The organism is Microbacterium dauci, from assembly GCF_030065535.1.
GTDB classification, from domain to species: domain Bacteria; phylum Actinomycetota; class Actinomycetes; order Actinomycetales; family Microbacteriaceae; genus Microbacterium; species Microbacterium dauci.
In genome coordinates this window covers 140,761-161,303 of record NZ_JASJND010000004.1, presented here as the reverse complement: position 1 = coordinate 161,303, position 20,543 = coordinate 140,761, and the positions used below count along the sequence as shown (strand labels likewise).

Annotated in this window: 22 protein-coding genes; 14 read left to right on the top strand and 8 right to left on the bottom strand. The window is 70.0% G+C overall.

Annotated elements, in window-relative coordinates; translation table 11 throughout:
- Positions 1 to 35: 35 nt before the first annotated feature.
- Complete coding sequence (locus QNI14_RS05735; RefSeq protein WP_283715463.1) at positions 36 to 920, bottom strand: phosphoribosylaminoimidazolesuccinocarboxamide synthase; 885 nt, start codon at positions 918 to 920, stop codon at positions 36 to 38.
- Between the two features lie 89 nt (positions 921 to 1,009).
- Here QNI14_RS05735 and QNI14_RS05730 point away from each other — a divergent pair, with 89 nt between their 5' ends.
- From QNI14_RS05730 to QNI14_RS05720, 3 genes are all read left to right on the top strand, one after another.
- Positions 1,010 to 1,633, top strand: coding sequence for a PadR family transcriptional regulator (locus tag QNI14_RS05730; RefSeq protein ID WP_283715462.1), 624 nt, complete (start codon positions 1,010 to 1,012; stop codon positions 1,631 to 1,633).
- Positions 1,630 to 3,105: a DHA2 family efflux MFS transporter permease subunit gene (locus QNI14_RS05725; protein ID WP_283715460.1), complete on the top strand. Its 1,476-nt coding sequence runs from the start codon at positions 1,630 to 1,632 to the stop codon at positions 3,103 to 3,105. Before QNI14_RS05730 ends, QNI14_RS05725 begins: the two co-directional genes overlap by 4 nt.
- Positions 3,106 to 3,237: 132 nt before the next feature.
- Positions 3,238 to 3,780 (top strand): hypothetical protein, encoded by a 543-nt coding sequence (locus QNI14_RS05720; protein ID WP_283715459.1) that lies wholly within the window; start codon positions 3,238 to 3,240, stop codon positions 3,778 to 3,780.
- A 141-nt stretch (positions 3,781 to 3,921) separates the two neighbouring features.
- Here QNI14_RS05720 and purD read toward each other — a convergent pair whose 3' ends face one another.
- Positions 3,922 to 5,190, bottom strand: a complete 1,269-nt coding sequence (gene purD, locus QNI14_RS05715; protein WP_283715457.1) for a phosphoribosylamine--glycine ligase — start codon at positions 5,188 to 5,190, stop codon at positions 3,922 to 3,924.
- Between the two features lie 52 nt (positions 5,191 to 5,242).
- Here purD and QNI14_RS05710 point away from each other — a divergent pair, with 52 nt between their 5' ends.
- Together QNI14_RS05710 and QNI14_RS05705 are read left to right on the top strand one after the other, a co-directional pair.
- The gene (locus QNI14_RS05710; protein ID WP_283715456.1) at positions 5,243 to 5,593 is read left to right on the top strand and encodes a sterol carrier family protein; all 351 of its coding nucleotides are present in this window, start codon (positions 5,243 to 5,245) and stop codon (positions 5,591 to 5,593) included.
- A gap of 46 nt (positions 5,594 to 5,639) precedes the next feature.
- Positions 5,640 to 5,960 carry a potassium transporter Trk gene (locus QNI14_RS05705; protein ID WP_283715455.1) on the top strand — a complete coding sequence of 107 codons (321 nt, stop codon included), beginning with the start codon at positions 5,640 to 5,642 and terminating at the stop codon, positions 5,958 to 5,960.
- A gap of 3 nt (positions 5,961 to 5,963) precedes the next feature.
- Here QNI14_RS05705 and QNI14_RS05700 read toward each other — a convergent pair whose 3' ends face one another.
- The gene (locus tag QNI14_RS05700; RefSeq protein ID WP_283715454.1) at positions 5,964 to 6,572 is read right to left on the bottom strand and encodes a zinc-binding alcohol dehydrogenase; all 609 of its coding nucleotides are present in this window, start codon (positions 6,570 to 6,572) and stop codon (positions 5,964 to 5,966) included.
- Positions 6,573 to 6,743: 171 nt separating this feature from the next.
- Between QNI14_RS05700 and purM the strand changes: the two genes are divergently transcribed.
- The 3 genes from purM (at position 6,744) to QNI14_RS05685 (ending at position 10,771) form a co-directional block, all read left to right on the top strand.
- Complete coding sequence (gene purM, locus QNI14_RS05695) at positions 6,744 to 7,856, top strand: phosphoribosylformylglycinamidine cyclo-ligase (protein WP_283715452.1); 1,113 nt, start codon at positions 6,744 to 6,746, stop codon at positions 7,854 to 7,856.
- 9 nt (positions 7,857 to 7,865) lie between these two features.
- Positions 7,866 to 9,329 carry an amidophosphoribosyltransferase gene (purF, locus tag QNI14_RS05690; RefSeq protein ID WP_283715450.1) on the top strand — a complete coding sequence of 488 codons (1,464 nt, stop codon included), beginning with the start codon at positions 7,866 to 7,868 and terminating at the stop codon, positions 9,327 to 9,329.
- Between the two features lie 212 nt (positions 9,330 to 9,541).
- Complete coding sequence (locus QNI14_RS05685; protein ID WP_283715449.1) at positions 9,542 to 10,771, top strand: MFS transporter; 1,230 nt, start codon at positions 9,542 to 9,544, stop codon at positions 10,769 to 10,771.
- A gap of 54 nt (positions 10,772 to 10,825) precedes the next feature.
- Here the strand turns inward: QNI14_RS05685 and QNI14_RS05680 are convergent, their stop codons facing one another.
- On the bottom strand, positions 10,826 to 11,041 hold the full coding sequence (locus QNI14_RS05680) for a DUF3073 family protein (protein WP_283715448.1): 216 nt from the start codon (positions 11,039 to 11,041) through the stop codon (positions 10,826 to 10,828).
- 161 nt (positions 11,042 to 11,202) lie between these two features.
- Here QNI14_RS05680 and QNI14_RS05675 point away from each other — a divergent pair, with 161 nt between their 5' ends.
- Positions 11,203 to 11,727 carry a universal stress protein gene (locus QNI14_RS05675; protein WP_283715447.1) on the top strand — a complete coding sequence of 175 codons (525 nt, stop codon included), beginning with the start codon at positions 11,203 to 11,205 and terminating at the stop codon, positions 11,725 to 11,727.
- A 12-nt stretch (positions 11,728 to 11,739) separates the two neighbouring features.
- Here the strand turns inward: QNI14_RS05675 and QNI14_RS05670 are convergent, their stop codons facing one another.
- Positions 11,740 to 12,354 (bottom strand): PadR family transcriptional regulator, encoded by a 615-nt coding sequence (locus QNI14_RS05670; RefSeq protein WP_283715446.1) that lies wholly within the window; start codon positions 12,352 to 12,354, stop codon positions 11,740 to 11,742.
- A 1-nt stretch (position 12,355) separates the two neighbouring features.
- A complete protein-coding gene (locus tag QNI14_RS05665; protein ID WP_283715445.1) occupies positions 12,356 to 13,225 on the bottom strand; it encodes a DUF4097 family beta strand repeat-containing protein in 870 nt (289 codons plus the stop codon).
- 128 nt (positions 13,226 to 13,353) lie between these two features.
- On the opposite strand from QNI14_RS05665, the gene QNI14_RS05660 reads away from it, so the two are divergent.
- Positions 13,354 to 14,100: a MerR family transcriptional regulator gene (locus tag QNI14_RS05660; RefSeq protein WP_283715444.1), complete on the top strand. Its 747-nt coding sequence runs from the start codon at positions 13,354 to 13,356 to the stop codon at positions 14,098 to 14,100.
- A gap of 91 nt (positions 14,101 to 14,191) precedes the next feature.
- Here the strand turns inward: QNI14_RS05660 and QNI14_RS05655 are convergent, their stop codons facing one another.
- A complete protein-coding gene (locus QNI14_RS05655) occupies positions 14,192 to 14,350 on the bottom strand; it encodes a hypothetical protein (RefSeq protein ID WP_283715442.1) in 159 nt (52 codons plus the stop codon).
- 187 nt (positions 14,351 to 14,537) lie between these two features.
- Between QNI14_RS05655 and QNI14_RS05650 the strand changes: the two genes are divergently transcribed.
- The 4 genes from QNI14_RS05650 (at position 14,538) to QNI14_RS05635 (ending at position 19,943) form a co-directional block, all read left to right on the top strand.
- Complete coding sequence (locus tag QNI14_RS05650; protein WP_283715441.1) at positions 14,538 to 15,500, top strand: DNA topoisomerase IB; 963 nt, start codon at positions 14,538 to 14,540, stop codon at positions 15,498 to 15,500.
- 65 nt (positions 15,501 to 15,565) lie between these two features.
- Positions 15,566 to 15,967, top strand: a complete 402-nt coding sequence (locus QNI14_RS05645) for a fluoride efflux transporter FluC (RefSeq protein WP_283715440.1) — start codon at positions 15,566 to 15,568, stop codon at positions 15,965 to 15,967.
- Complete coding sequence (locus QNI14_RS05640) at positions 15,964 to 16,329, top strand: fluoride efflux transporter FluC (RefSeq protein WP_283715439.1); 366 nt, start codon at positions 15,964 to 15,966, stop codon at positions 16,327 to 16,329. The genes QNI14_RS05645 and QNI14_RS05640 overlap by 4 nt, the downstream gene beginning before the upstream one ends.
- Before the next feature lie 110 nt (positions 16,330 to 16,439).
- Positions 16,440 to 19,943, top strand: coding sequence for an efflux RND transporter permease subunit (locus tag QNI14_RS05635; protein ID WP_283715437.1), 3,504 nt, complete (start codon positions 16,440 to 16,442; stop codon positions 19,941 to 19,943).
- Positions 19,944 to 19,946: 3 nt separating this feature from the next.
- Here QNI14_RS05635 and QNI14_RS05630 read toward each other — a convergent pair whose 3' ends face one another.
- On the bottom strand, positions 19,947 to 20,525 hold the full coding sequence (locus QNI14_RS05630; RefSeq protein ID WP_283715436.1) for an antibiotic biosynthesis monooxygenase: 579 nt from the start codon (positions 20,523 to 20,525) through the stop codon (positions 19,947 to 19,949).
- Between the last annotated feature and the right edge of the window lie 18 nt (positions 20,526 to 20,543).

Below are 20,543 nucleotides of genomic sequence, written 5' to 3'. Positions count from 1 at the left end.
TCGGGTTCGGGGGTGGATCGGGTGGTGCGGGTGGATCAGGCGGTGAGGCGGTCGAGCAGCTCGCGGTACTTCGCGGCGGTCCGGGTCACGATGTCGGCGGGGAGTGCGGGCGGCGTGCCCTGCTTGTCCCAGTTCGCAGCGAGCCAGTCGCGGACGATCTGCTTGTCGAAGCTCGCCATGCGGGCAGCCGGGGTCTCGGCGGTGCGCCACGTCTCGGCATCCCAGTACCGGGACGAGTCGCTCGTGAGCACCTCGTCGGCGAGGGTGAGCGTGCCGTCGCCGTCGACGCCGAACTCGAACTTCGTGTCGGCGAGGATCAGGCCCTTCGCCTCGGCGAGGGCCGCGGCGCGGCGGTAGATCTCGAGCGACGTGTCGCGCAGTTCGGCGGCGCGCTCGGCGCCGACGAGCTCGACCGTGCGGTCGAACGAGATGTTCTCGTCGTGCTCGCCGAGCGGCGCCTTGTACGCGGGTGTGAAGATCGGCTCGGGCAGGCGGTCGCCGTTGCCGAGTCCTTCGGGCAGCGGGATGCCGCACACCGTGCCGTCCTGCTGGTACTCGACCCAGCCCGAACCGGTGAGGTATCCGCGGACGACGCACTCGACCGGCAGCATCTCGAGCGCCTGCACGACCATGCCGCGGCCGTCGGTCTCGGCGGGCGGCGTCGCGCCGGCGAGGAGGTGGTTGGGGATCGCGCGGCCGCCGTCGCCACCGGCCAGCTGGTCGAACCACCAGAGGCTCAGCGTCGTGAGCAGGGCGCCCTTGCCGGTGATGGCGGGCTCGAGCACGACGTCGAATGCGCTGACGCGGTCGCTCGCGACCACGAGCATGCGGTCGGTGCCATCCTCGGGGCGATACAGGTCGCGGACCTTGCCCGAGTAAGTGTGGGTCCATCCGGCAAGGGGGGTCGCGGCATCCGTCACCTGCTCATTATCGCGGGTGCTCGGTGATGTCCACGGATGGGCGTATAGTCCATGTGGACTATTTCCGGATCGACGAGAGAGGACGTGCCGTGGCGGATGCCGTCGGGCGGGTGACTCCGCTGGCCCTCGTCCTGCTCGCGCTCCTGCGCGAAGGAGAGATGCACACCTACGAGATGGTGCGACTGCTGCGGCAGCGCAAGGCGGATCGTCTCGTCGCGCTGACCCACGGGACGATCTACCACACGGTCGCCCGGCTCGAGCGGGGCGGACTCATCGCCGAGACCGGCACCGAGCGCGACGGCAACCGTCCGGAGCGCACAACCTACGCGCTGACGGATGCCGGTGCCGCCGCCGTGCCCGAATGGGTCAGGCGCGAGCTCCCCGCGATCGACCGCCCCGACCGCTTCCGGGTCGCGCTCGCCGAGGCGCACAACCTCGACCGCGACGAGGTGCTGCGTCTGCTGGGCGAACGCCGCGTCGCGCTCACCGCCTCGCTCGAGCAGCACCGTGCCGCCCGCGCGAGCGCTGCGGAACGCGGCATCCACCCCCAATTCCTCATCGAGGTGCACCGCCAGAGCGCGCTACTCCACGCTGACATCGCCTGGCTCGACGACGCGGTCGAGTTCGTCGGGAATCCCGACACCGTCTGGGGGGTCGCCGACCTCCCCGTCACCGATCGCTACTTGGTACAGAGAGCAGCCGCCCGAGCATGACCGCATCATCCACCACCGACGCACGCACTGCGACTCCGAACCCCTGGCCGGCACTCTGGGCCCTCGTCCTCGGGTTCTTCATGATCCTCGTCGACACGACGATCGTCTCGGTCGCGAACCCCGCGATCAAGGCGGCGCTCGACCCCGAGACCGCCAACCTCGACAACGTCGTGTGGGTGACGTCCGCCTACCTGCTCGCCTACGCGGTGCCTCTGCTCGTGACCGGCCGCCTCGGCGATCGCTTCGGACCGAAGCACATCTACCTCATCGGTCTTGCGATCTTCACGGCCGCCTCGCTCGCCTGCGGACTCTCGGGCTCGCTCGAGGCGCTCATCATCGCGCGCGCTGCGCAGGGGCTCGGCGCCGCGCTCATGACGCCGCAGACGATGGCGGTCATCACCCGCACCTTCCCTGCCGAGCGCCGGGGCGCCGCGATGGGCCTCTGGGGTGCGACCGCCGGTGTCGCGACCCTCGTCGGCCCGCTCGCGGGCGGCCTGCTCGTCGACGGCTTCGGCTGGGAGTGGATTTTCTTCGTCAACATCCCCGTCGGCGTGATCGCGTTCGTCCTCGCTTGGCGCCTCGTGCCGCAGCTCGAGACGCACCCGCACCGGTTCGACATCCTTGGCGTCGTGCTCAGCGCCGTCGGCCTCTTCCTCATCGTCTTCGGCCTGCAGGAGGGCGAGCACTACGACTGGGCCGCGTGGGTGTGGGGCATGATCGCGGCCGGCATCGCGGTGATGGTCGTGTTCATCTGGACGCAGTCGCGCACGAGCAGTGAACCGCTGGTGCCGCTCGAACTGTTCCGCGACCGCAACTTCGCGATCTCGAACATCGCGATCGCCGCGGTCGGCTTCACCGTCACGAGCATGGCGCTGCCGCTCGCGTTCTTCACGCAGCTCGCGCGCGGGCTCACCCCAACCGAGTCGGCGCTGCTCCTCATCCCGATGGCCGTGTTGTCGGGCGGACTCGCGCCGCTCGCCGGCCGCATCCTCGACCGCGTCGACCCTCGGCTGCTGCTGGTCCCCGGCCTCACGCTCATGGCCGCCGGCCTCCTCGGCTACGTGTTGCTCATGAACACCGGGGCGCCGATCCTGCTCCTGCTGATCCCGGCCGCCATCATCGGCGTCGCGAACGCCGGCATGTGGGGACCGCTCGCCACGACCGCGACCCGCAACCTCCCGCCGCGGCAGGCCGGTGCCGGTTCGGGCATCTACAACACGACCCGCACGATCGGGTCGGTCATCGGCTCCGCAGCGATCGCCGCATTCATGCAGTCGCGCCTCGAGGCGAACCTCCCCGGAGCAGCGGATGCCTCGGGCGCGAAGTTCGGCAGCGGAGCGATGCCGCCCGTCGTCGCCGAGGGGTTCTCGGCCGCGATGGGACAGGCCATGCTCCTGCCGGCCGTCGTGATCGCGGCATCCGTCATCGTCGTCGCGTTCCTCCGCCGCCCCGCGCACCTCGTCCGGGGCTGAGGCGGGCGGGCCTCCGGGGTCGGCTGAGTCCGCGAGACAGCAGCCACAGCCCGAGACGTTGGTCTACGACCGATGTCTCGGGCCGCCACTGCTGTCTCGCGGTCGAGGGCGGACGCCGCCTACGCTGAGCGGATGCACCATCGCCTCGCAGCCATCGCCCTCCTCGGAGCAGCGTCGCTGCTGACCGGGTGCATCGCCACGGACGGATTCGCCCCATCGGAACCGACGGACGTGGCATCCGCTTCGCCGACTGAGGAGTCGCCCGCGCCGGAAGAGGCGACACCCTCGCCTGAGGAACTCCTCGACCTCGACCTTGGGCCGTACGCGGTGCCCGAGGTCGACGATGACGAGGTTGCTCGAGTAGCCCTGCGTCCGGACGGGTCAGAGACGGTCGCGCACCTCCAGGTGTTCCACCCGGTCGAACCGGATGTGGACTATGTCATCGAGTTCGACTGTCGGCCCGCGGCGTCGGGCGCACGACTCGGGATTACGTGGCAGACCGTCGACGGCGAAGGTCAGATCGACCCGTACACCGAGGGGACGCAGCTCGACGCCTGCCAGGGCCCGAGCACGATCGTCGGATTCGTCTATGCGAACCGCGAGCAGATGCAACTGACCTTCACGACGTACGACGGCGTTGCCGACGCCTGGGCTCGCTTCGTGCCGGTGCGCTGAGCGGCGCGAGAAACCACTCCGGCGCGAGAAACCATTCGTGCGCTGTTTTCTCGCGCGCGGGATGGTTTCTCGCGAGCGGATGCCGCAGACCGCGGCAGTCTCCCGAGCGGATGCCGCAGCCCGCGGCGCGGCCGGCGGGGCCTACTCGGCGACGCGGGCGGCGATGTCGGTGCGGAAGTGCGAGCCCTCGAGCGTGATGCGGCCGAGCGCGTCGTAGGCACGGGCGCGGGCGCCGGCGAAGTCGGCGCCCGTCGCGACCACGTTGAGCACGCGGCCGCCGGTCGCGACGAGACCGGCCTCCTCGGCACGGGTCGCGGCGTGGGCGAGGTGGACGCCGTCGACGGATGCCGCGGCATCCGTCCCCTCGATCACTCGACCGGTCTTCGGGTCTTCGGGGTAGCCCTCGCTCGCGAGCACGACGGTCACGGCGACGTCGTCGCCGAACTCGGGCTCGGGCTCCGACTCGAGCGTGCCGGCCGCGGCCGAGAGCAGTAGGCGCGAGAGCGGGCTGCGGAGGCGCGCGAGGACGACCTGCGTCTCGGGGTCGCCGAAGCGGGCGTTGAACTCGATGACCTTCACGCCCTCGTCGGTGAGGATGAGGCCCGCGTAGAGCAGCCCGATGAACGGGGTGCCCTCGGCGTCGAGCTGGCGGATGACCGGCTGTGCGACGTCACGAGTGACCTCGGCGACGAACTCGGCTTCGCTGCCGAAGCGCTCGGCGAGCCAGGGGAGCGGGGAGTAGGCGCCCATGCCGCCGGTGTTCGGGCCGGCGTCGCCGTCATACGCGCGCTTGAAATCCTGCGCGGGGGTGAGGGCGCGCACCGTGTCGCCGTCCGAGACGAAGAACAGCGACACCTCGGGGCCCGAGAGGAACTCCTCCACGAGCATGCCACCCGCGGGCAGATAGGTCTCGGCGTGGGCGAGGGCCGCGGCACGGTCCTCGGTGACGATGACGCCCTTGCCTGCGGCGAGGCCGTCGGCCTTCACGACGTAGGGCGCGCCGTACTCGTCGATCGCCGCCGCGACCTCGTCGAGGGTGCGGGCGCGCGCGGCGCGGCCGGTGGGCACGCCCGCGGCATCCATGATCCGCTTCGCGAAGGCCTTCGATCCTTCGAGCTGCGCCGCCGCCTTGCCGGGGCCGAACACGGGGATGCCGCGTCCGCGCAGCGCGTCGGCGACGCCGGCGACGAGCGGCGCCTCGGGGCCGATGATGACGAGGTCGATCGCGTTCTCGAACGCGAACGAGGTGACGACCGCGGGGTCGTTCGGGTCGATCGGGATGAGCGCCGCGTCCGCGCCGATGCCCGCGTTGCCGGGGGCGGCGAGGATCTCGTGTCCGGCGTCTTCGGCACGGAGGGCGAGGATGATGGCGTGCTCGCGGGCACCGGAACCGAGGACGAGGATCTTCACCCGGCCAGCCTATCGGCGCGGTCGTGTCCCACTCGGGCATTACCGTGGGCGCATGCCCCGCATCTCCACCGGCGACGGCCGCGACGCCCTCGCGGCGGTCGCCGCCGGCAGCACGACCCGCGCCGACCTCGGCACCGGCGTGCGCTACTTGCTGCAGCTGCTCGTCGAGAAGGCGCCTGGCAACTCGGTCGAGGTCCGCGTGCCGCCGTACGGTGCCGTCCAGGTCGTCGAGGGCCCGCGCCACACACGCGGCACGCCGCCGAACGTCATCGAGATGGATGCCGCGACCTGGATCGCCCTCGCGACCGGCGAGCTCGCCTGGGACGACGCGGTCGCCGCGGGCACCGTGCGCGCCTCGGGCACCCGCGCCGACCTCATCGGACTCCTGCCGCTGCGCCCGTAACGCGCCGCCCGCTGTGCGCACTGTCCCACGGTGGGACAATGGAGCCATGGCCGAGCACACCGAGTCGCATGTCGAGTCCGCGGAGCTGCGTCGCAGCCCCCGCTTCAGCGTGTTCTTCGTGCTCGGCGGCGGGCTCGGGCTGCTCGTCGCGCTGATCCTCACGTTCGCGTTCGACGGTTCGGCCCAGGCATCCGCTGCCGGCGTCACCTACTCGACGACGCAGGTCTTCGGCTTTCTGCTGCTCGTGTGCGTGCCGGTCGGCGTCGCGCTCGGCGCTCTCGTCGCACTGGTGTTCGACCGTGCCTCGCGCCGTCACGTCCGCACCGTGCGGATCGAGCACGAGACCGTCCGCGAAGACGAGGACTGACCCTCAGGCGATTTCGGCGATGATCGGCTGGATCGCGGGGTCGAAGGCGGCGACGTCACCGCGCAGGCCGTCGGTGACGGCGACGGTGAGCGAACCGATCCACCACACGCCCCGCTGCGTGAGCGGCAGCACCTGCACGTTCAGCTCGAACGAGTGGGCGCGGCGTCCGACGCGGCGTTCGTGCTCGGCGATCGCGCTGGCGTAGGCGCGGTAGCTGCTCGCCGAGCCGCTCCGCGTCTGCAGCGTGTAGCGGTCGTTCGCGCTCCGCGCGTAGGCGACCGCGTCGGCCGCGTGCGGCGCCATCGCGTTGCGCAACTCGTCGAACCCCTCGACCGGCAGCACCGCGAAGGTCTCGAAGCCGTCGACGAGGTCGAGCGGCACCGGGGATGGGTGCGCCTGCGGTTCGACCGTCATCGCCCAATACGCGAGCCACTGCCGTTCGAGCAGCCGCTGTGCGTCGTCGTCGGGCGCGCTGCGCGACGGGGCCGATCGCAAATGGGGCAGTTCGTCAGGGGCGCGGATGCCGAGCTGTTGGCGCACGAACAGGGCGACGAGCACCGCCGCCCCGGCATCCTCTCTCACGACCCACTCGGGCCGTTCAGCCCCGCTCATGGCGCCATCCTAGGGGCGCGGGTGCCAAGCGCCCCGGCTTCACGTGGCAGGTCTTGCCGCTTCGTGCGCCCCGAGGCGACAAGAGGTGCCACCTGAACGCACGTGAGCGGATGCCGCGCCCGCCCTGCCGTGACGGATCTGACCCGCCCGGCCGGGCGGTAGGCTGAACCCGTGGCCTCGTCTCCACCGAATCCCTACACTGCAGCCGGCGTCGACACCGCGGCGGGCGATCTCGCCGTCGAGTTGATGAAGTCGGCGGTCCGTCGTACCCACGGCCCTGAGGTGCTGGGCGGTGTCGGCGGGTTCGCCGGCCTGTTCGACGCGTCGGCGCTGCTGGGCTACTCGAAGCCGCTGCTCGCGACGAGCACCGACGGCGTCGGCACGAAGGTCGCCATCGCGCAGGCCATCGACAAGCACGACACCATCGGGCAAGACCTCGTCGGCATGGTCGTGGACGACATCGTCGTGGTGGGCGCGAAGCCGCTCTTCATGACCGACTACATCGCTTGCGGCAAAATCTTCCCCGAGCGCATCGCCGACATCGTCCGCGGCATCGCCGACGGCTGCGCCGCGACGGGCACCGCCCTCGTCGGTGGCGAGACCGCCGAGCACCCGGGCCTGCTGGGCGTGAACGACTACGACGTCGCGGGCGCCGCGACCGGTGCCGTCGAGGCATCGAAAGTGCTCGGTGCCGACCGCGTCCGCTCCGGCGATGTCGTGCTCGCGCTCGCCTCGAGCGGCCTGCACTCCAACGGCTACTCGCTCGTGCGCCACATCATCGCGAACGCGGGCATCGGCTACGGCGACAACGCCGCCGACTTCGGCCGCACCTGGGGCGAAGAACTCCTCGAGCCGACTCGCCTCTACACGTCGCCGCTGCTCCGCGTGATCGACGAGTTCGACAGCGGCATCCACTCCCTCAGCCACGTCACCGGTGGCGGCATCGCCGCGAACCTCGCCCGTGTGCTCCCGCAGGGCACGTGGGTCGACGTCGACCGCTCCACCTGGAGCCCGGCGCCGGTCTTCCGCGTCCTCGCCGACCTCGGCGGACTCGACCTGACAGACACCGAAGGCACCTGGAACCTCGGTATCGGCTTCCTCGCGGTCGTCGCGGCAGACGTCGCCGACGCCGCGGCATCCGCCCTCACGGCAGCGGGCATCGCGACCTGGCAGGTCGGGACGGTGTCGGATGCCGCACTCCCCAGCGGTCATTACGAGCAGGGCGCGAAGGGGGTCGACGGCGGCGCAGTGCGGCTCGTCGGGTCCTACGCAGGAACGGACTGAGCAACACCAATGTGCGGAATCGTCGGCGTCGTCGGACAGGGACTCGCCAACCAGGAGGTCTACGACGCACTGCTGCTGCTGCAGCACCGCGGCCAGGATTCCACCGGCATCGCAACCGCTGAAGAGAACGGCGTCTTCCACATCGCGAAGCACCGCGGCATGGTGCGCGAGGCGTTCCGCACGCGTGACATGCGCTCGCTGCTCGGCACGATCGGCCTCGGCCACGTGCGCTACGCGACCAAGGGCACCGCGTCGAACGAAGAAGAGGCGCAGCCCTTCTACGTCAACGCCCCGTACGGCATCGTGCTGGTGCACAACGGCAACCTCACCAACACGCGCGAGCTCACCGAGGAGCTCTTCCGCACCGACCGTCGACACCTGAACACGAGCTCCGACACCGAGCTGCTGGTGAACGTCCTCGCGAACGAGCTGCAGGCCGTCATCTCGGGCCTCGAGCTCGACCATGAGCAGATCTTCGAGGCTGTCAGCCGCGTGCACGAGCGAGTCGAGGGCTCCTACGCCGCGATCGCGCTGATCGCCGGGTACGGCCTGCTCGCGTTCCGCGACCCGTTCGGCATCCGCCCGCTGATCCTCGGCACGCGGCGCGCCGAGAACGGCCGCTACGAGTGGACAGTGGCATCCGAGTCGCTCGTGCTCGAGAACGGCGGCTTCGAGGTCGTCCGCGACGTCGAGCCGGGTGAGGCCGTGTTCATCGACCTCGAGGGCAACCTGTTCACGAAGCAGTGCTCGCCGAGCCCGAAGCTCGCACCCTGCTCGTTCGAGTACGTCTACCTCGCCCGTCCCGACTCGGTGATGAACGGCATCTCGGTCTACGAGGCGCGCCTGCGTATGGGGGAGCGCCTCGCGGACACGATCGCGAAGTACACGCCCGCGGGGTCGATCGACGTCGTCATGCCGATTCCCGACTCGTCGCGGCCCGCCGCGATGCAGGTGGCGCGCAAGCTGGGGCTCGAATACCGCGAGGGCTTCTACAAGAACCGCTACATCGGCCGGACGTTCATCATGCCCGGGCAGGCGGTGCGCAAGAAGAGCGTGCGTCAGAAGCTCAACGCGATGTCGAGCGAGTTCAAGGGCAAGAACGTGCTGCTCATCGACGACTCGATCGTGCGCGGCACGACCTCGAAGGAGATCATTCAGATGGCCCGGGATGCCGGTGCGAAGTCGGTCACGTTCGCGTCGGCCGCCCCGCCGGTGCGCTTCCCCCACGTGTACGGCATCAACATGCCGTCGCGGCACGAGCTCGTGGCGCACGGCCGCACGATCCCCGAGATCGCCGAGGAGCTCGGCGCCGACTACATGGTCTACCAGGAGATCGACGACCTGAAGGCGGCGATCCTCGAGGGTTCCCCCGACGTCGAGGACCTCGACATGAGCTGCTTCGACGGCCGCTACATCACGGGCACCGTCTCCGAGGAGTACCTCGCCTGGGTCGAGGGCTCGCAGGAGTCTTAAGCCCGGGTGCTGCCCGCGAGCCTCGCTTCCCCGGCGAGTGCGCTGCCTGTGGCTGAGCGTGCCGGTTGTTGCCTCGCAACATGCGGCGCACTCGGCACGAAGCGGCGCACTCGGTGCCACCTGAACAGAGCGGATGCCGCGCTGCGGGGCACCCGCGCCCGAGCCGCCCGCTTCCGCGCCGACCGCCCTCTACGCCGGTCTAGGCTGGATCGGTGACACACCCGCCTGCCCGCCCGCTGTGGCGGGGCCGGGCACTGGCGCTCATCGGCATCGTCCTGCTGGCCTTTTCGCTCCGCTCGGCCGTCGCCTCACTGTCGCCGCTGTACGACCACATCGCGCGCGACTTCGCGCTGCCGTCGACGGTCATCGGCCTGATCGGCACCGTGCCGCCGCTCTGCTACGCCGTGTTCGGCCTTGTCGCCCCGGGGTTCGAGCGCCGGTTCGGCCTCGAGCGCTCGACGATCACCGCGCTCGCGATCATCACCCTCGGGCTCGTCGCCCGCGCAGCTGCGCCGAATGCCGGCGCGCTCCTCGCGGCATCCGCCCTCGTGTTCGCCGGCATCGGCGTGGGCAACGTCCTGCTGCCTGCGCTCGTGAAGAAGTACCTCCCCGACCGCATCGGCCTGATGACCACCATCTACTCGACGATGATGGCCATCTCGACTTTCGTGCCGCCGCTCGTCGCCGTGCCGTTCGCCGATGCGACCGACTGGCATCTGTCAGTCGGGGTCTGGGCAGTGTTCGCGCTCTCGGCGATGGTGCCCTGGATCGTGCAGGCGATCCGCGAGCGAGCGAATCCGGTCGACGTCGACCTCGAAGAGGCGAGCCCTCGCATGCTCGGCCGCATGTGGCGGCTCTGGACGCCGTGGGCGCTCATCGTCTCGTTCGTCGCGACGAGTTCGACCGCCTACATCTCGTTCGCGTGGCTGCCGACGATCCTCGTCGAGGTGGCGGGGGTCACGCCGCACGACGCGGGTCTGCTGCTCTCGCTGTTCGCGTTCATGGGCCTGCCGACGTCACTGGTCGTGCCGGTGCTGGTGGCGCGCTTCCGGATGATCATCCCGTTGTGGACGCTCGCCGCTGCCTTGGGTCTGGCGGGCGCGCTCGGATTGCTCTTCGCCCCGACGCTCGCCCCGTGGCTGTGGGTCGCCTGCCTCGGCCTCGTGCCGCTGCTGTTCCCCGCCGTGCTCACGCTCGTGGGCGCGCGCACCCGGACGCACGACGCGACGGTCGCGCTGAGCTCGTTCGTGCAGAGCGTCGGCTACGGCATCACGACGTTCACACCGGTCGGCGTGGGGTTGATCCACGACGCATCCGGCGACTGGACGGCCGCCCTCGTGTTCATCGGGATCATTTCGGCGCTGGCGTTCCCGGCCGGATTCATCATCGCGCGGCCCGGCACCGTCGAAGACGAGTGGGAACGGCGCTACGGGCGCTGGTGACGCACCGATCGAGCGGATGCCGCGCATCCGCGATCGTGCGTCGAGGAAAAGGCGTCAGGCCTTGTTGTACGTGGGCGACGTGGATTCCGACGAATCGTCGTCGTCCTCGTCTTCGTCGTCCTCGTACTGGTCAGCCCACTTGTCCTCGTACTGCTCCTCGTGAGGCGCGCCGAGTTCGCGCTCGAGCGCGTTGATGTTCAGCCCGTACGTTTCGTACTTGAGTTCACGGGCGATCTTGGTGTTCTTCGCCTTTTGACGGCCACGCCCCATGCGCAACCCCCTCATTTCACGAGTCGCGAGCTGGTCCGAGTGCTCGCTGCAGTCACAGTCCGGCAGAAAGCCGGGAAGAGTAGCATCCAGGATATCACGGAGCCCTCCTGCCACCCTCGTGCGGCAGGTCGGCCGGGACCCGACGAAAGGCAGCACCCGACATGACCGACGCCTCGCCGCAGATCGGCCGCCGACCGTACCGTCCCGTCATCGTCGGCGTCATTCCCGGGCAATCGCCGCGCGTGGTGCAGGAGGCCGCGTCGTACGCGCGGCTGCACGACGCGCCGCTGCTGGTCACCCACGTCGACATCACCCGGTTCGTCTCGTACGAGGACCCCGACGGCTACGTCCACACCGCGCCGATCAACCTTGACGCCGTCCCGAGCGAGGCGCTCGCGGCGCAGATGCGCGACGAGGTGACGCGTTCGCTGGCGGGCGTGGACGTGCCGTGGACGCTCGAGCTGCTGGTCGGCGACCCCGCGATGGCCCTGAAGGATGTCGCCGAGAAGACCGACGCGCGCCTGATTGTCGTCGGCACCCGTAAACGCGGCATCGGCGAGTCGATCCGCGAGTTTTTCACCGGATCGGTCGGAGCTCGTCTCGCGCACCGACAGCCGCGCCCGATCCTCGTCGTCCCGCTGGGTGAACCCGCGCGAGACGACGAGGACCTCTGGCCCGGCGCCTGACCGGCGAGCGGATCAGCCGCGCGTGGCGCGACGGACGGCCTTCGCCGCGTCGTCGAGTGCGGTGGCGAGGTCGTCGATGACGGATGCCGCGACGTCGCCGCCCTTCGCGAGATGGGTGCGGAGGTCGGTCCGGATGTCGGCGCGGAACTCCGCGATGAGCGCCTCGGCCCGTCGCACCTGCTCGCGCGCCTCGCTCCGGGCGTCACCCGGGTGCGAAGCAGGCGAAGCGGGCGGTGCGGATGACGCCGATGCGGATGCCGCGGCGAGGTCGGCCTGCAGACTGCGCATCGCCTCGCGGACGCCGGCGCGGACGCCCTCCGCGATCAGCCGCACGCTGTCGCTGAGGCCCGCTTCGATGCCCTCGAGGTCGCCAGCGCGGGCGGCCACTTCGGCTCGACCGGCATCGGTGATCTCGTAGATCGTCTTGCGGCCGTCGACGGTCTTGGTGACGAGCCCCTCTTCTTCGAGCTTCGACAGTCGCGGGTACACGGTGCCGGCGCTCGGCGTGTAGGTGCCGCCGGTGCGGTCGGAGAGCGCCTGCATCAGGTCGTAGCCATGGCGCGGACCTTCGTCGAGCAGGCTCAGCAGGTAGAGGCGCAGATCGCCGTGGGAGAAGACGGGGGGCATGTCACCACTCCTCGGGGGTCGGGGCGTCGCCGGTGACGGCGTCGACCGGGCTCTCATCGACGGTGGTGCGTCGGAGCACGGTCACGTCGCCCGACACGGTGTTGGCGCGGACGTCGGCGAATGAGCCGCTGAGCTCGCCGACCGAGCCGGCGTAGTTCGAGCCGATCGGCCCGGACGAGCGGTCGACGCCGTCGACGCGCAGCTTGCCGCTCACCGTGCGCAGCGCGTACTTCGTCGCGACGGACTCGTCGAGGCGGATGGTGACGCCGCCGCCGACGGTGTTGAAGCCGATGCTCTGCGCCGGCCCGGTGGTGTCGATGAGCGCCGCGCCGCTGACGGTGTCGATGGATGCCGAGCGGATGGTGCCCGTCGCGGTGACGTCGCCCGACACGGAGTTCGCGCCGAGCGTGCCGGTGAGCGAGCGCACCTGCACGTCGCCCGAGACGGTGTTCACGGTGAGGTCGCCGGTGAGGCCGTCGACGATGAGGTCGCCCGAGACGGTGTTGAGCTTCGCGCCGGCGGCGAGGCCCGACACCAGCGCGCTCGCGCTCACGATGCCGAGGTTGAGGGCGATCTCGCGCGGTACCGCCACGCTGATCTCGGCCTGCGGGCCGCCAGAGCCGAAGTTGCGGAACACGTCGAGGAAGTTGTCCCAGCGCAGCTGCGCGTGGTCGATCTCGACGGCGCCGCCGTCGGCCTCGATGCGGAGTTCCTTGCCCGTGACCGAGTGCACCTCGATGCGGACGCCGGGCTCGTCGTGGGCGATGACGTCGACCTGTCCGCCGACGAGTCCGACCTTGAGCTTGCGGATGTCGTCGAGGTCGATGACCCGGGTCTCGCCCGGCTGGATGAGCCACTTCTCGAGTGTCATGTCGTCTCCTGGGGGATGCGGGGCGATTCGAGATATATCGCGTTGGAAGGACGATAACACGATATATCTCGAGTTGGAAGGGTTCAGCGCTTGACCTTGACGTCGCGTCAACTTCTACGCTGATCCGCATGCACACCGAATGGTCGATCCAGCAGCTCGCGAAGCTCGCCGGCACCACGAGTCGAACGCTGCGTCACTACGACGCGGTCGGACTCCTGCCGGCCGCGGGGCGCGGCGCGAACGGTTACCGCTCATACGACGCGGCATCCCTCGTCCGACTCCAGCGGATTCTGCTCTTGCGCGAGTTGGGGTTGGGGCTGCCGCAGATCGGCGACGTGCTCGCCCGAGGACAGCGGGAGCAGGACGCACTCGCTGCCCACCTGACGTGGCTCCGAGAGGAGCAGGGCCGCATCGGCCGACAGATCGCGGCGGTGGCATCGACCATCGACGCACTCGAGAAAGGAGAGACACCCGTGGCTGAGCAGATGTTCGACGGATTCGACCACACCGTCCACGAAGAAGAGGTCACCCGCCGCTGGGGCGCCGACGCGTACGCGAGTGGCGACCGCTGGTGGCGTGGCATGAGCGACGAGGAGCGGGCCGCTTGGCAGGCGACGACCGCGCAGCTCGCCACCGACTGGACGGATGCCGCCGCCCGCGGCATCCCGCCCGAGTCGGACGAAGCGCAGGCGCTGGCCGATCGCCATCTTGCCTGGCTGAGCGGCGTGCCGGGCACGCCCGCGGACACTGAGGCATACGTCCTCGGCCTCGCGGACATGTACGTCGCGGACCCTCGCTTCGCCGCGAATTACGGCGGTGAGCAGGGTGCCGCGTTCGTGCGGGCAGCGTTGCGGCGCCACCTCGGCGCGGACTGAACCACATGGCGAAGCCCCCTCGACCGGAAACCGGGAGGGGGCTTCGTCGCGCTTCTTGGGGGAGAAGCACGGCCGGCGGGGGTGCCGGAGCTCAGGTGTTCTTGCGCAGTACTCGCATCAAGAAGGCGATGAGCGCGATGACACCGACGATGATCGCGACCCAGAGCAGGAACTCCAGACCGGTTCCGAGGCCGCTGACGATCGCGAGCACGATGGCGATCACGATGATGATGATGAGTGCGAGGTTCATTGGAGGCTCCTTGTCGTCTCCGCATCCGCCAGGTGCGGCGGGTGTGGCACGGGTGTGTGCCGAGTCATTGGTACCAGGGGCATCCGGGGGTCTCGCATCCCCTTGACAGCGGCCCGACACGGTGCCATAGCGTTACCGGACGCGGGCCGATCCATGCCCGTATGCACCAGAAAGCAGGACCGACACCGTGCCACGACTCAAGCGCGTCAGCCCCGGCACGGACCTCGGCTACCGCCGTCTCGGTGCGGGGACGGGCTTTCGATACGTGGATGCCGACGGCGTCCCGCTCCCGCAACGCGAGGCTGAACGCGTGCGTGCCCTCGTCATCCCGCCGGCGTGGCAGGAGGTGTGGATCTGCACACTCGCCAACGGCCACATCCAGGCGACGGGTGTCGACGATGCCGGGCGCGTGCAGTACATGTACCACCCGCAGTGGACGGCCGGTCGTGATCGCGGCAAGTACGCGCGAGCCCTCGCGCTCGCCGAGGCGCTCCCCCGTGCCCGCGGGCGGGTGACGACTTCGCTCCGACGTGAGGACATCGACCGGGAGCGCGTGCTCGCGGTCGCCTTCCGCCTGCTCGACCAGGCCGCACCGCGCGTCGGAGCGGAGCGCTACCTCGTCACGCACGGCAGCCGTGGGCTCACGACGCTGTCGCGGCGCAACGCGACGGTCGAGGGGAGCACTGTCACGCTGCGGTTCCCCGGCAAGAGCGGCCAGCGGCAGACGATGGAGATCGACGACGAAGACCTCGCCGCCGCGATCACGCTCCTCGCCGCCGGGCGACCAAGCTCGCCGCTCCTCGCCTACCTGCGGGGCAGGCGCCGGGTCGCACTGACCGCCAAAGACGTCAACGAGTACGTCCGTGCGATGACCGGAGGGTCGTTCACCGCCAAAGACTTCCGCACGCTGCGAGGCACGATCCTCGCCGCCGAGGCGCTCGCCCGCATCGGCGTCGTCGACACGAAACGCGACCGCAAGCGCGCCGAGGTGCTCGCGGTGAAGGCCACCTCCGAAGCGCTCGGCAACACCCCGGCCGTCGCCCGCAGCTCGTACATCGACCCGAGGGTGTTCGACCGGTACCGGCGCGGCATCGTGCTCGACACCGGCATCTCGCCCGAGTCCGCGATCCGGCAGCTGATCCTCACCTGACCGGATCCGGTCCTCGCCGCGATCCGTGCCGCGGTACCGAAGGTTCCGGGCAATAGCGTAACGATGTGGCATCCGCTCGTCCGGTCTGGTGGCTGGCGCTGCTGATCGTGATGATCGGCGGGGCCGGCGGCGTCGCCGTGCGCGCCGCAATCGTGCTGCCCATCGGAGACGGCGCGCATCCACTGGTGGTGCCCGCCGTGACGATGGCGATCAACATCGTCGGATCATTCCTGCTCGGACTCCTGGCGGGCGCACTGGGGGAGCGGCGCCGAGGACTGCGGCTCCTCGTCGGGACCGGCTTCCTCGGCGGCTTCACGACCTACAGCGCGTTCGCCGTCCACGCCCTCGAGACGTTCACCAACGCCCCGGTCGTGGGGATGCTGCTCATCGGCGTCAGTCTGCTCGGCGGCTTCTTCGCGGCCGGCGTCGGGCTCATGCTCGGCACCCGTGACGAGGTCGACGCATGATCGCCCTCGTCATCGTCGCAGGCGGCGTCGGCGCCGGGCTCCGCTTTCTCGTCGACACCGCGATCGGCGCGCGCCGGCCCGGGGCGTTCCCGTTCGGCATCCTTATCGTGAACATCGTCGGATCGTTCGGCCTCGGTCTCGTCGTCGGTTTCGACCTGCTGGTGGATGCCACGTGGGTCACGATCCTCGGCGTCGGTCTGCTCGGCGGGTTCACGACCTTCAGCACCGTCGCGGTCGACAGTGCCCGCTTCGCGCGGCGCGGCCGGCGCGACCTCGCCTGGGGGAACCTCCTCGGCACGTTCGCCGCCTGCGCCGTGGCGGCGGCAGCGGGACTCATGCTCGGCGGGGTGTTCGCCGGTTGACGCGGCATCCACGCAGCGATCCACCCTTCAGCCAAACGAAAGCGGACGCATGGGAAACTGAAGGGGTCCCCCGGGGAGGGGACGTCTCCGCCTCGAAGAGAAGGCCCCTCGTGTCGAATCTCGCCGTCCTGAGTCTCAAGAACCGGGCGCTCATCGCGCTGATCACGATCGTGGCCGCGATCTTCGGCGGCCTCGCGCTGACGAACCTCAAGCAGGAGCTCATCCCGCCGATCGAGCTGCCGCAGCTGTCGATCCTCACGACGTACCCGGGCGCCTCGCCAGACGTCGTGAACAACGACGTCTCGACGCCGATCGAACAGGCGATCCAGGCCGTTCCCGACCTCGAATCGACGAGCGCGACGAGCACGACGAACGCGTCGATCATTCAGGCATCGTTCGCCTACGGGACGAACCTCGCGACGGCCGAGCAGAAGATCCTCCAGGCGATCAACCGCATCGACGACTCGCTGCCCGACGGCATCGACACGAGCGTGCTCGCCTTCTCCACCGACGACCTGCCGGTCATCGCTGTCGCGCTGACCGGTTACGACGACGCCGACGCCGTGCAGGCGCGCCTCGAGAACAGCGTCGTGCCCGACATCGAAGACCTCGACGGCGTGGCCGCCGCGCAGATCATCGGCGGTCAGACGGCGCGCGTCACGATCGTCCCCGACCAGGCGGCGCTCGCCGAGGCCGGGTACACGCAGGCCGCCATCACCGACGCCCTCGACCAGAACGGCGTGCTGTTCCCCGGCGGCACCGTCGACGAGGGCGACGAGACCCTCACCGTGCAGACCGGCACGAAGCTGGCATCCATCGACGAGATCACAGCGCTGCCGCTCGTCCCCTCGTCGGCCGAGCAACTCGCCGGCGGCGAGGTCACCGTCGGCGACGTCGCCGAGGTCACCCTCGACCAAGACCCCGTCTCGTCGATCTCGCGCGTCGACGGCGAACCCGCCCTCACCGTCTCGATCACCAAGCTGCCCGCAGCGAACACCGTCGATGTCTCGCACGCCGTCATCGACGCGCTGCCCCAGCTGCAGGAGGCCATCGGCGGCGACGCCGAGTTCACGATCGTCTTCGATCAGGCGCCCTACATCGAGCAGTCGATCGAGGCGCTCGCGCAGGAGGGTCTCCTCGGCCTCGCGTTCGCGGTGATCGTGATCCTCGTGTTCCTGCTGTCGGTGCGCTCGACGCTCGTCACCGCGATCTCGATCCCGACGAGCGTGCTCATCACATTCGTCGGCATCCAGGCCTTCGGGTACTCGCTCAACATCCTCACGCTCGGCGCGCTCACGATCGCGATCGGCCGCGTCGTCGACGACTCGATCGTCGTCATCGAGAACATCAAGCGGCATTACGTCGGCACCGCTGACAAGCTCGCGTCGATCCTGCTCGCCGTCCGCGAGGTCGCGGCGGCGATCACCGCCTCGACGCTCACGACCGTCGCCGTGTTCCTGCCGATCGCGTTCGTCGGTGACCTCACCGGCGAGCTGTTCCGACCCTTCGCGCTCACCGTCACGATCGCGATGCTCGCGTCGCTGTTCGTCTCGCTGACCATCGTCCCGGTCCTCGCGTACTGGTTCCTCCGGCCCGGAAAGCCGGTGCTCGACGAGCACGGCCGCGCCATCGACCCCGAAGACCCTGCTGCGCCGCCGTCCCGGATGCAGCGGGCGTACATCCCGGTGCTGCGGTGGACGCTCCGCCACTCGGGCGTCACGATCATCCTCGCTGTGCTCGTGCTCGGCGGCACCCTCGCCGCCGTGCCCCTGATGAAGACGAACTTCCTCGGCGACTCGGGGCAGAACACGCTCACCGTCACGCAGAACGTCGGCGACACCGCGAGTCTCGACGCGCAGGACGAAGCCGCCGCGCGCGTGGAGGAGGCGCTGCTCGCCGTCGACGGGATCGAGACGGTGCAGACCTCGATCGGGTCGAGCGGGTCCGAGCTGCGTGACGCGTTCGCCGGTGGCGGCTCGGGCATCACGTACTCGATCACCACCGACGCCTCCGCCGACCAGGAGCAGATCCGCACCGATGTGCAAGAGGCCGTCGCCGATCTCGACGGTGTCGGCGAGATCGCGATCGCCGCCGCCCAGGGCGGATTCGGGTCGAGCGACATCGAGGTGGACGTCACCGCCCCCGACGCGGGTGTGCTGCAGGATGCCACCGACGAGGTCGTCGCCGAACTCGAGGGGCGCGACGGCATCGACCAGGTCACGTCGAACCTGTCGGCGTCGCTGCCCTACGTCGCCGTGGCCGTGGATCGCTCCGAAGCGGCGGCCCGCGGTCTCTCCGAAGTTGCGGTCGGCGGGCTCGTGTCGAACACGATGCAGCCGCGCCAAGTCGGCACCGTCGAGATCGACGACGCCTCGCTCACGGTGTACCTGCAGGCTGCTGAGATCCCGCAGACCATCGACGAGCTGCGGTCGCTCGAAATCGCCTCGGCGACGGGCCTCGTCCGTCTCGACGAGCTCGCGACCATCGAGGAGTCCCAGGGGCCGTCGTCGATCACCACCGAGCGCGGGCAGCGCACCGCGGCGGTCACGGTCACCCCGGCGTCGGACGATCTCACCGCGGCATCCGCCACCGTCACCGAGGCGCTCGCCGCGCTCGACCTGCCCGACGGCGCGAACGCCGAGGTCGGCGGTGTCGTCACGCAGCAGCAGGACGCGTTCCTCCAGCTCGGACTCGCGATCCTCGCCGCGATCCTCATCGTCTACATCGTGATGGTCGCGACCTTCAAGTCGCTGCGGCAGCCGCTGCTGCTGCTCGTCTCGGTGCCGTTCGCGGCGACCGGTGCGATCCTGCTGCAGATCGTGTCGGGCGTGCCGCTCGGTGTGGCATCGCTCATCGGCGTGCTCATGCTCGTCGGCATCGTCGTGACCAACGCGATCGTGCTCATCGACCTCGTCAACCAGTACCGCGAGAAGCGGCTCACGACGCCCGAGGCGGTCATCGCCGGTGGTGCGCGACGACTGCGGCCGATCCTCATGACGGCGCTCGCGACGATCTTCGCGCTGACGCCGATGGCGCTCGGTATCACCGGCCACGGCGGGTTCATCTCGCAGCCGCTCGCGATCGTCGTCATCGGCGGTCTGGTGTCGTCGACCGTGCTCACGCTGCTGGTACTGCCGGCGCTCTACAACCTCGTCGAGGGCGCCAAGGAGCGTCGTCGCGTCAAGCGCGGCGAGCCGGCGCTGCCGGAGATGGCTGCGGCTGCTGCAGCTCCGCAATCGCGGCGGGAGCTCCGCGCGCTCGCTGCCGCGACTGCTGTCACCGGGCCTGCCACCGTCGACATGACGGTCCTCATCGAGGAGTCGCCGGACGTCGAGATCCCCGCTGTCGACGACGCAGTGGTGGATGCCGCTGTGGTGGATGCCGCTGAGGTCGATAGTGTGCCGGCGGATGCCGCGGCCGAGCCGGTCGCGCTCGATCCGGTCATCGAGGAGTCGCCGGACGTCGAGATCCCCGCAGTTGAGGCGCCGGAGTCGGAGCCCGAGGTCGAGGTCGCGGAGGGTGACGAACCTGAGGCCGTCGAAGCGTCCGTGGATGGCGATGAGCTCGAGGAGCGCGCTGCGCCCGAAGAGGGCGACGAGCCCGAGCAGCGCTGACGGTCAGCGGTGGAGCCAGGGGCGCAGTATCCGCGTGACCCAGGGCAGCACGAAGAACACCATGATCGGCGTGAAGATCGCCGTGCTGATCGCGATGCGCGCGACGAGGTGGATCTCGGCGAACCCCGGGATCATGCCGAGCAGCCAGGTGCCGAGCGCATTGGTCGGGAAGAAGCCGAGCCAGATGGCGACCGCCTGCTTCCAACGGGGAGGCGCAGATGGCGGCGTGGGCACGGGGCCGGTCGCGACCCGCGGCTCGAAGAGTGCGCCGCCCTGAGCGTCGAACCACCCCTCGATGCCGGTGCGGCGCTCGACGCGCTCCTCGCGGGCGAACGCCTGACCCGACTGCAGCCACCAGTCGCGCGCCGACGACTGTTCCCACGATTCGAGCGTCGCGATGTCGCGGAAGCGGTAGAGCATGTACCAGAGGTCGCTCTCCTCGCCGGCGCGCACCCAGCCGGAGCCGAGGAAGCCCGGGAAGGTCGTCGCGAGGTCGGTGCCCGCCTGCATCCAGCTCGTGGCCTCTGCGGTGCGGGCCGGATCGATGCGTCGCTCGATCGCGACGGTGATGGGATCGGCCATGCAGACCATTGTGCGCCG

Bases quoted from the DNA above. Each gene is read 5' to 3' on its own strand.
- QNI14_RS05700 (WP_283715454.1), bottom strand. From the start codon at position 6,572: ATGAGCGGGGCTGAACGGCCCGAGTGGGTCGTGAGAGAGGATGCCGGG.
- QNI14_RS05640 (WP_283715439.1), top strand. From the start codon at position 15,964: ATGATCGCCCTCGTCATCGTCGCAGGCGGCGTCGGCGCCGGGCTCCGC.
- QNI14_RS05630 (WP_283715436.1), bottom strand. From the start codon at position 20,525: ATGGCCGATCCCATCACCGTCGCGATCGAGCGACGCATCGATCCGGCC.
- QNI14_RS05720 (WP_283715459.1), top strand. From the start codon at position 3,238: ATGCACCATCGCCTCGCAGCCATCGCCCTCCTCGGAGCAGCGTCGCTG.
- QNI14_RS05710 (WP_283715456.1), top strand. From the start codon at position 5,243: ATGCCCCGCATCTCCACCGGCGACGGCCGCGACGCCCTCGCGGCGGTC.
- QNI14_RS05725 (WP_283715460.1), top strand. From the start codon at position 1,630: ATGACCGCATCATCCACCACCGACGCACGCACTGCGACTCCGAACCCC.
- QNI14_RS05705 (WP_283715455.1), top strand. From the start codon at position 5,640: ATGGCCGAGCACACCGAGTCGCATGTCGAGTCCGCGGAGCTGCGTCGC.
- QNI14_RS05665 (WP_283715445.1), bottom strand. From the start codon at position 13,225: ATGACACTCGAGAAGTGGCTCATCCAGCCGGGCGAGACCCGGGTCATC.
- QNI14_RS05675 (WP_283715447.1), top strand. From the start codon at position 11,203: ATGACCGACGCCTCGCCGCAGATCGGCCGCCGACCGTACCGTCCCGTC.
- QNI14_RS05670 (WP_283715446.1), bottom strand. From the start codon at position 12,354: ATGCCCCCCGTCTTCTCCCACGGCGATCTGCGCCTCTACCTGCTGAGC.
- purF (WP_283715450.1), top strand. From the start codon at position 7,866: ATGTGCGGAATCGTCGGCGTCGTCGGACAGGGACTCGCCAACCAGGAG.
- QNI14_RS05655 (WP_283715442.1), bottom strand. From the start codon at position 14,350: ATGAACCTCGCACTCATCATCATCATCGTGATCGCCATCGTGCTCGCG.
- QNI14_RS05680 (WP_283715448.1), bottom strand. From the start codon at position 11,041: ATGGGGCGTGGCCGTCAAAAGGCGAAGAACACCAAGATCGCCCGTGAA.
- QNI14_RS05660 (WP_283715444.1), top strand. From the start codon at position 13,354: ATGCACACCGAATGGTCGATCCAGCAGCTCGCGAAGCTCGCCGGCACC.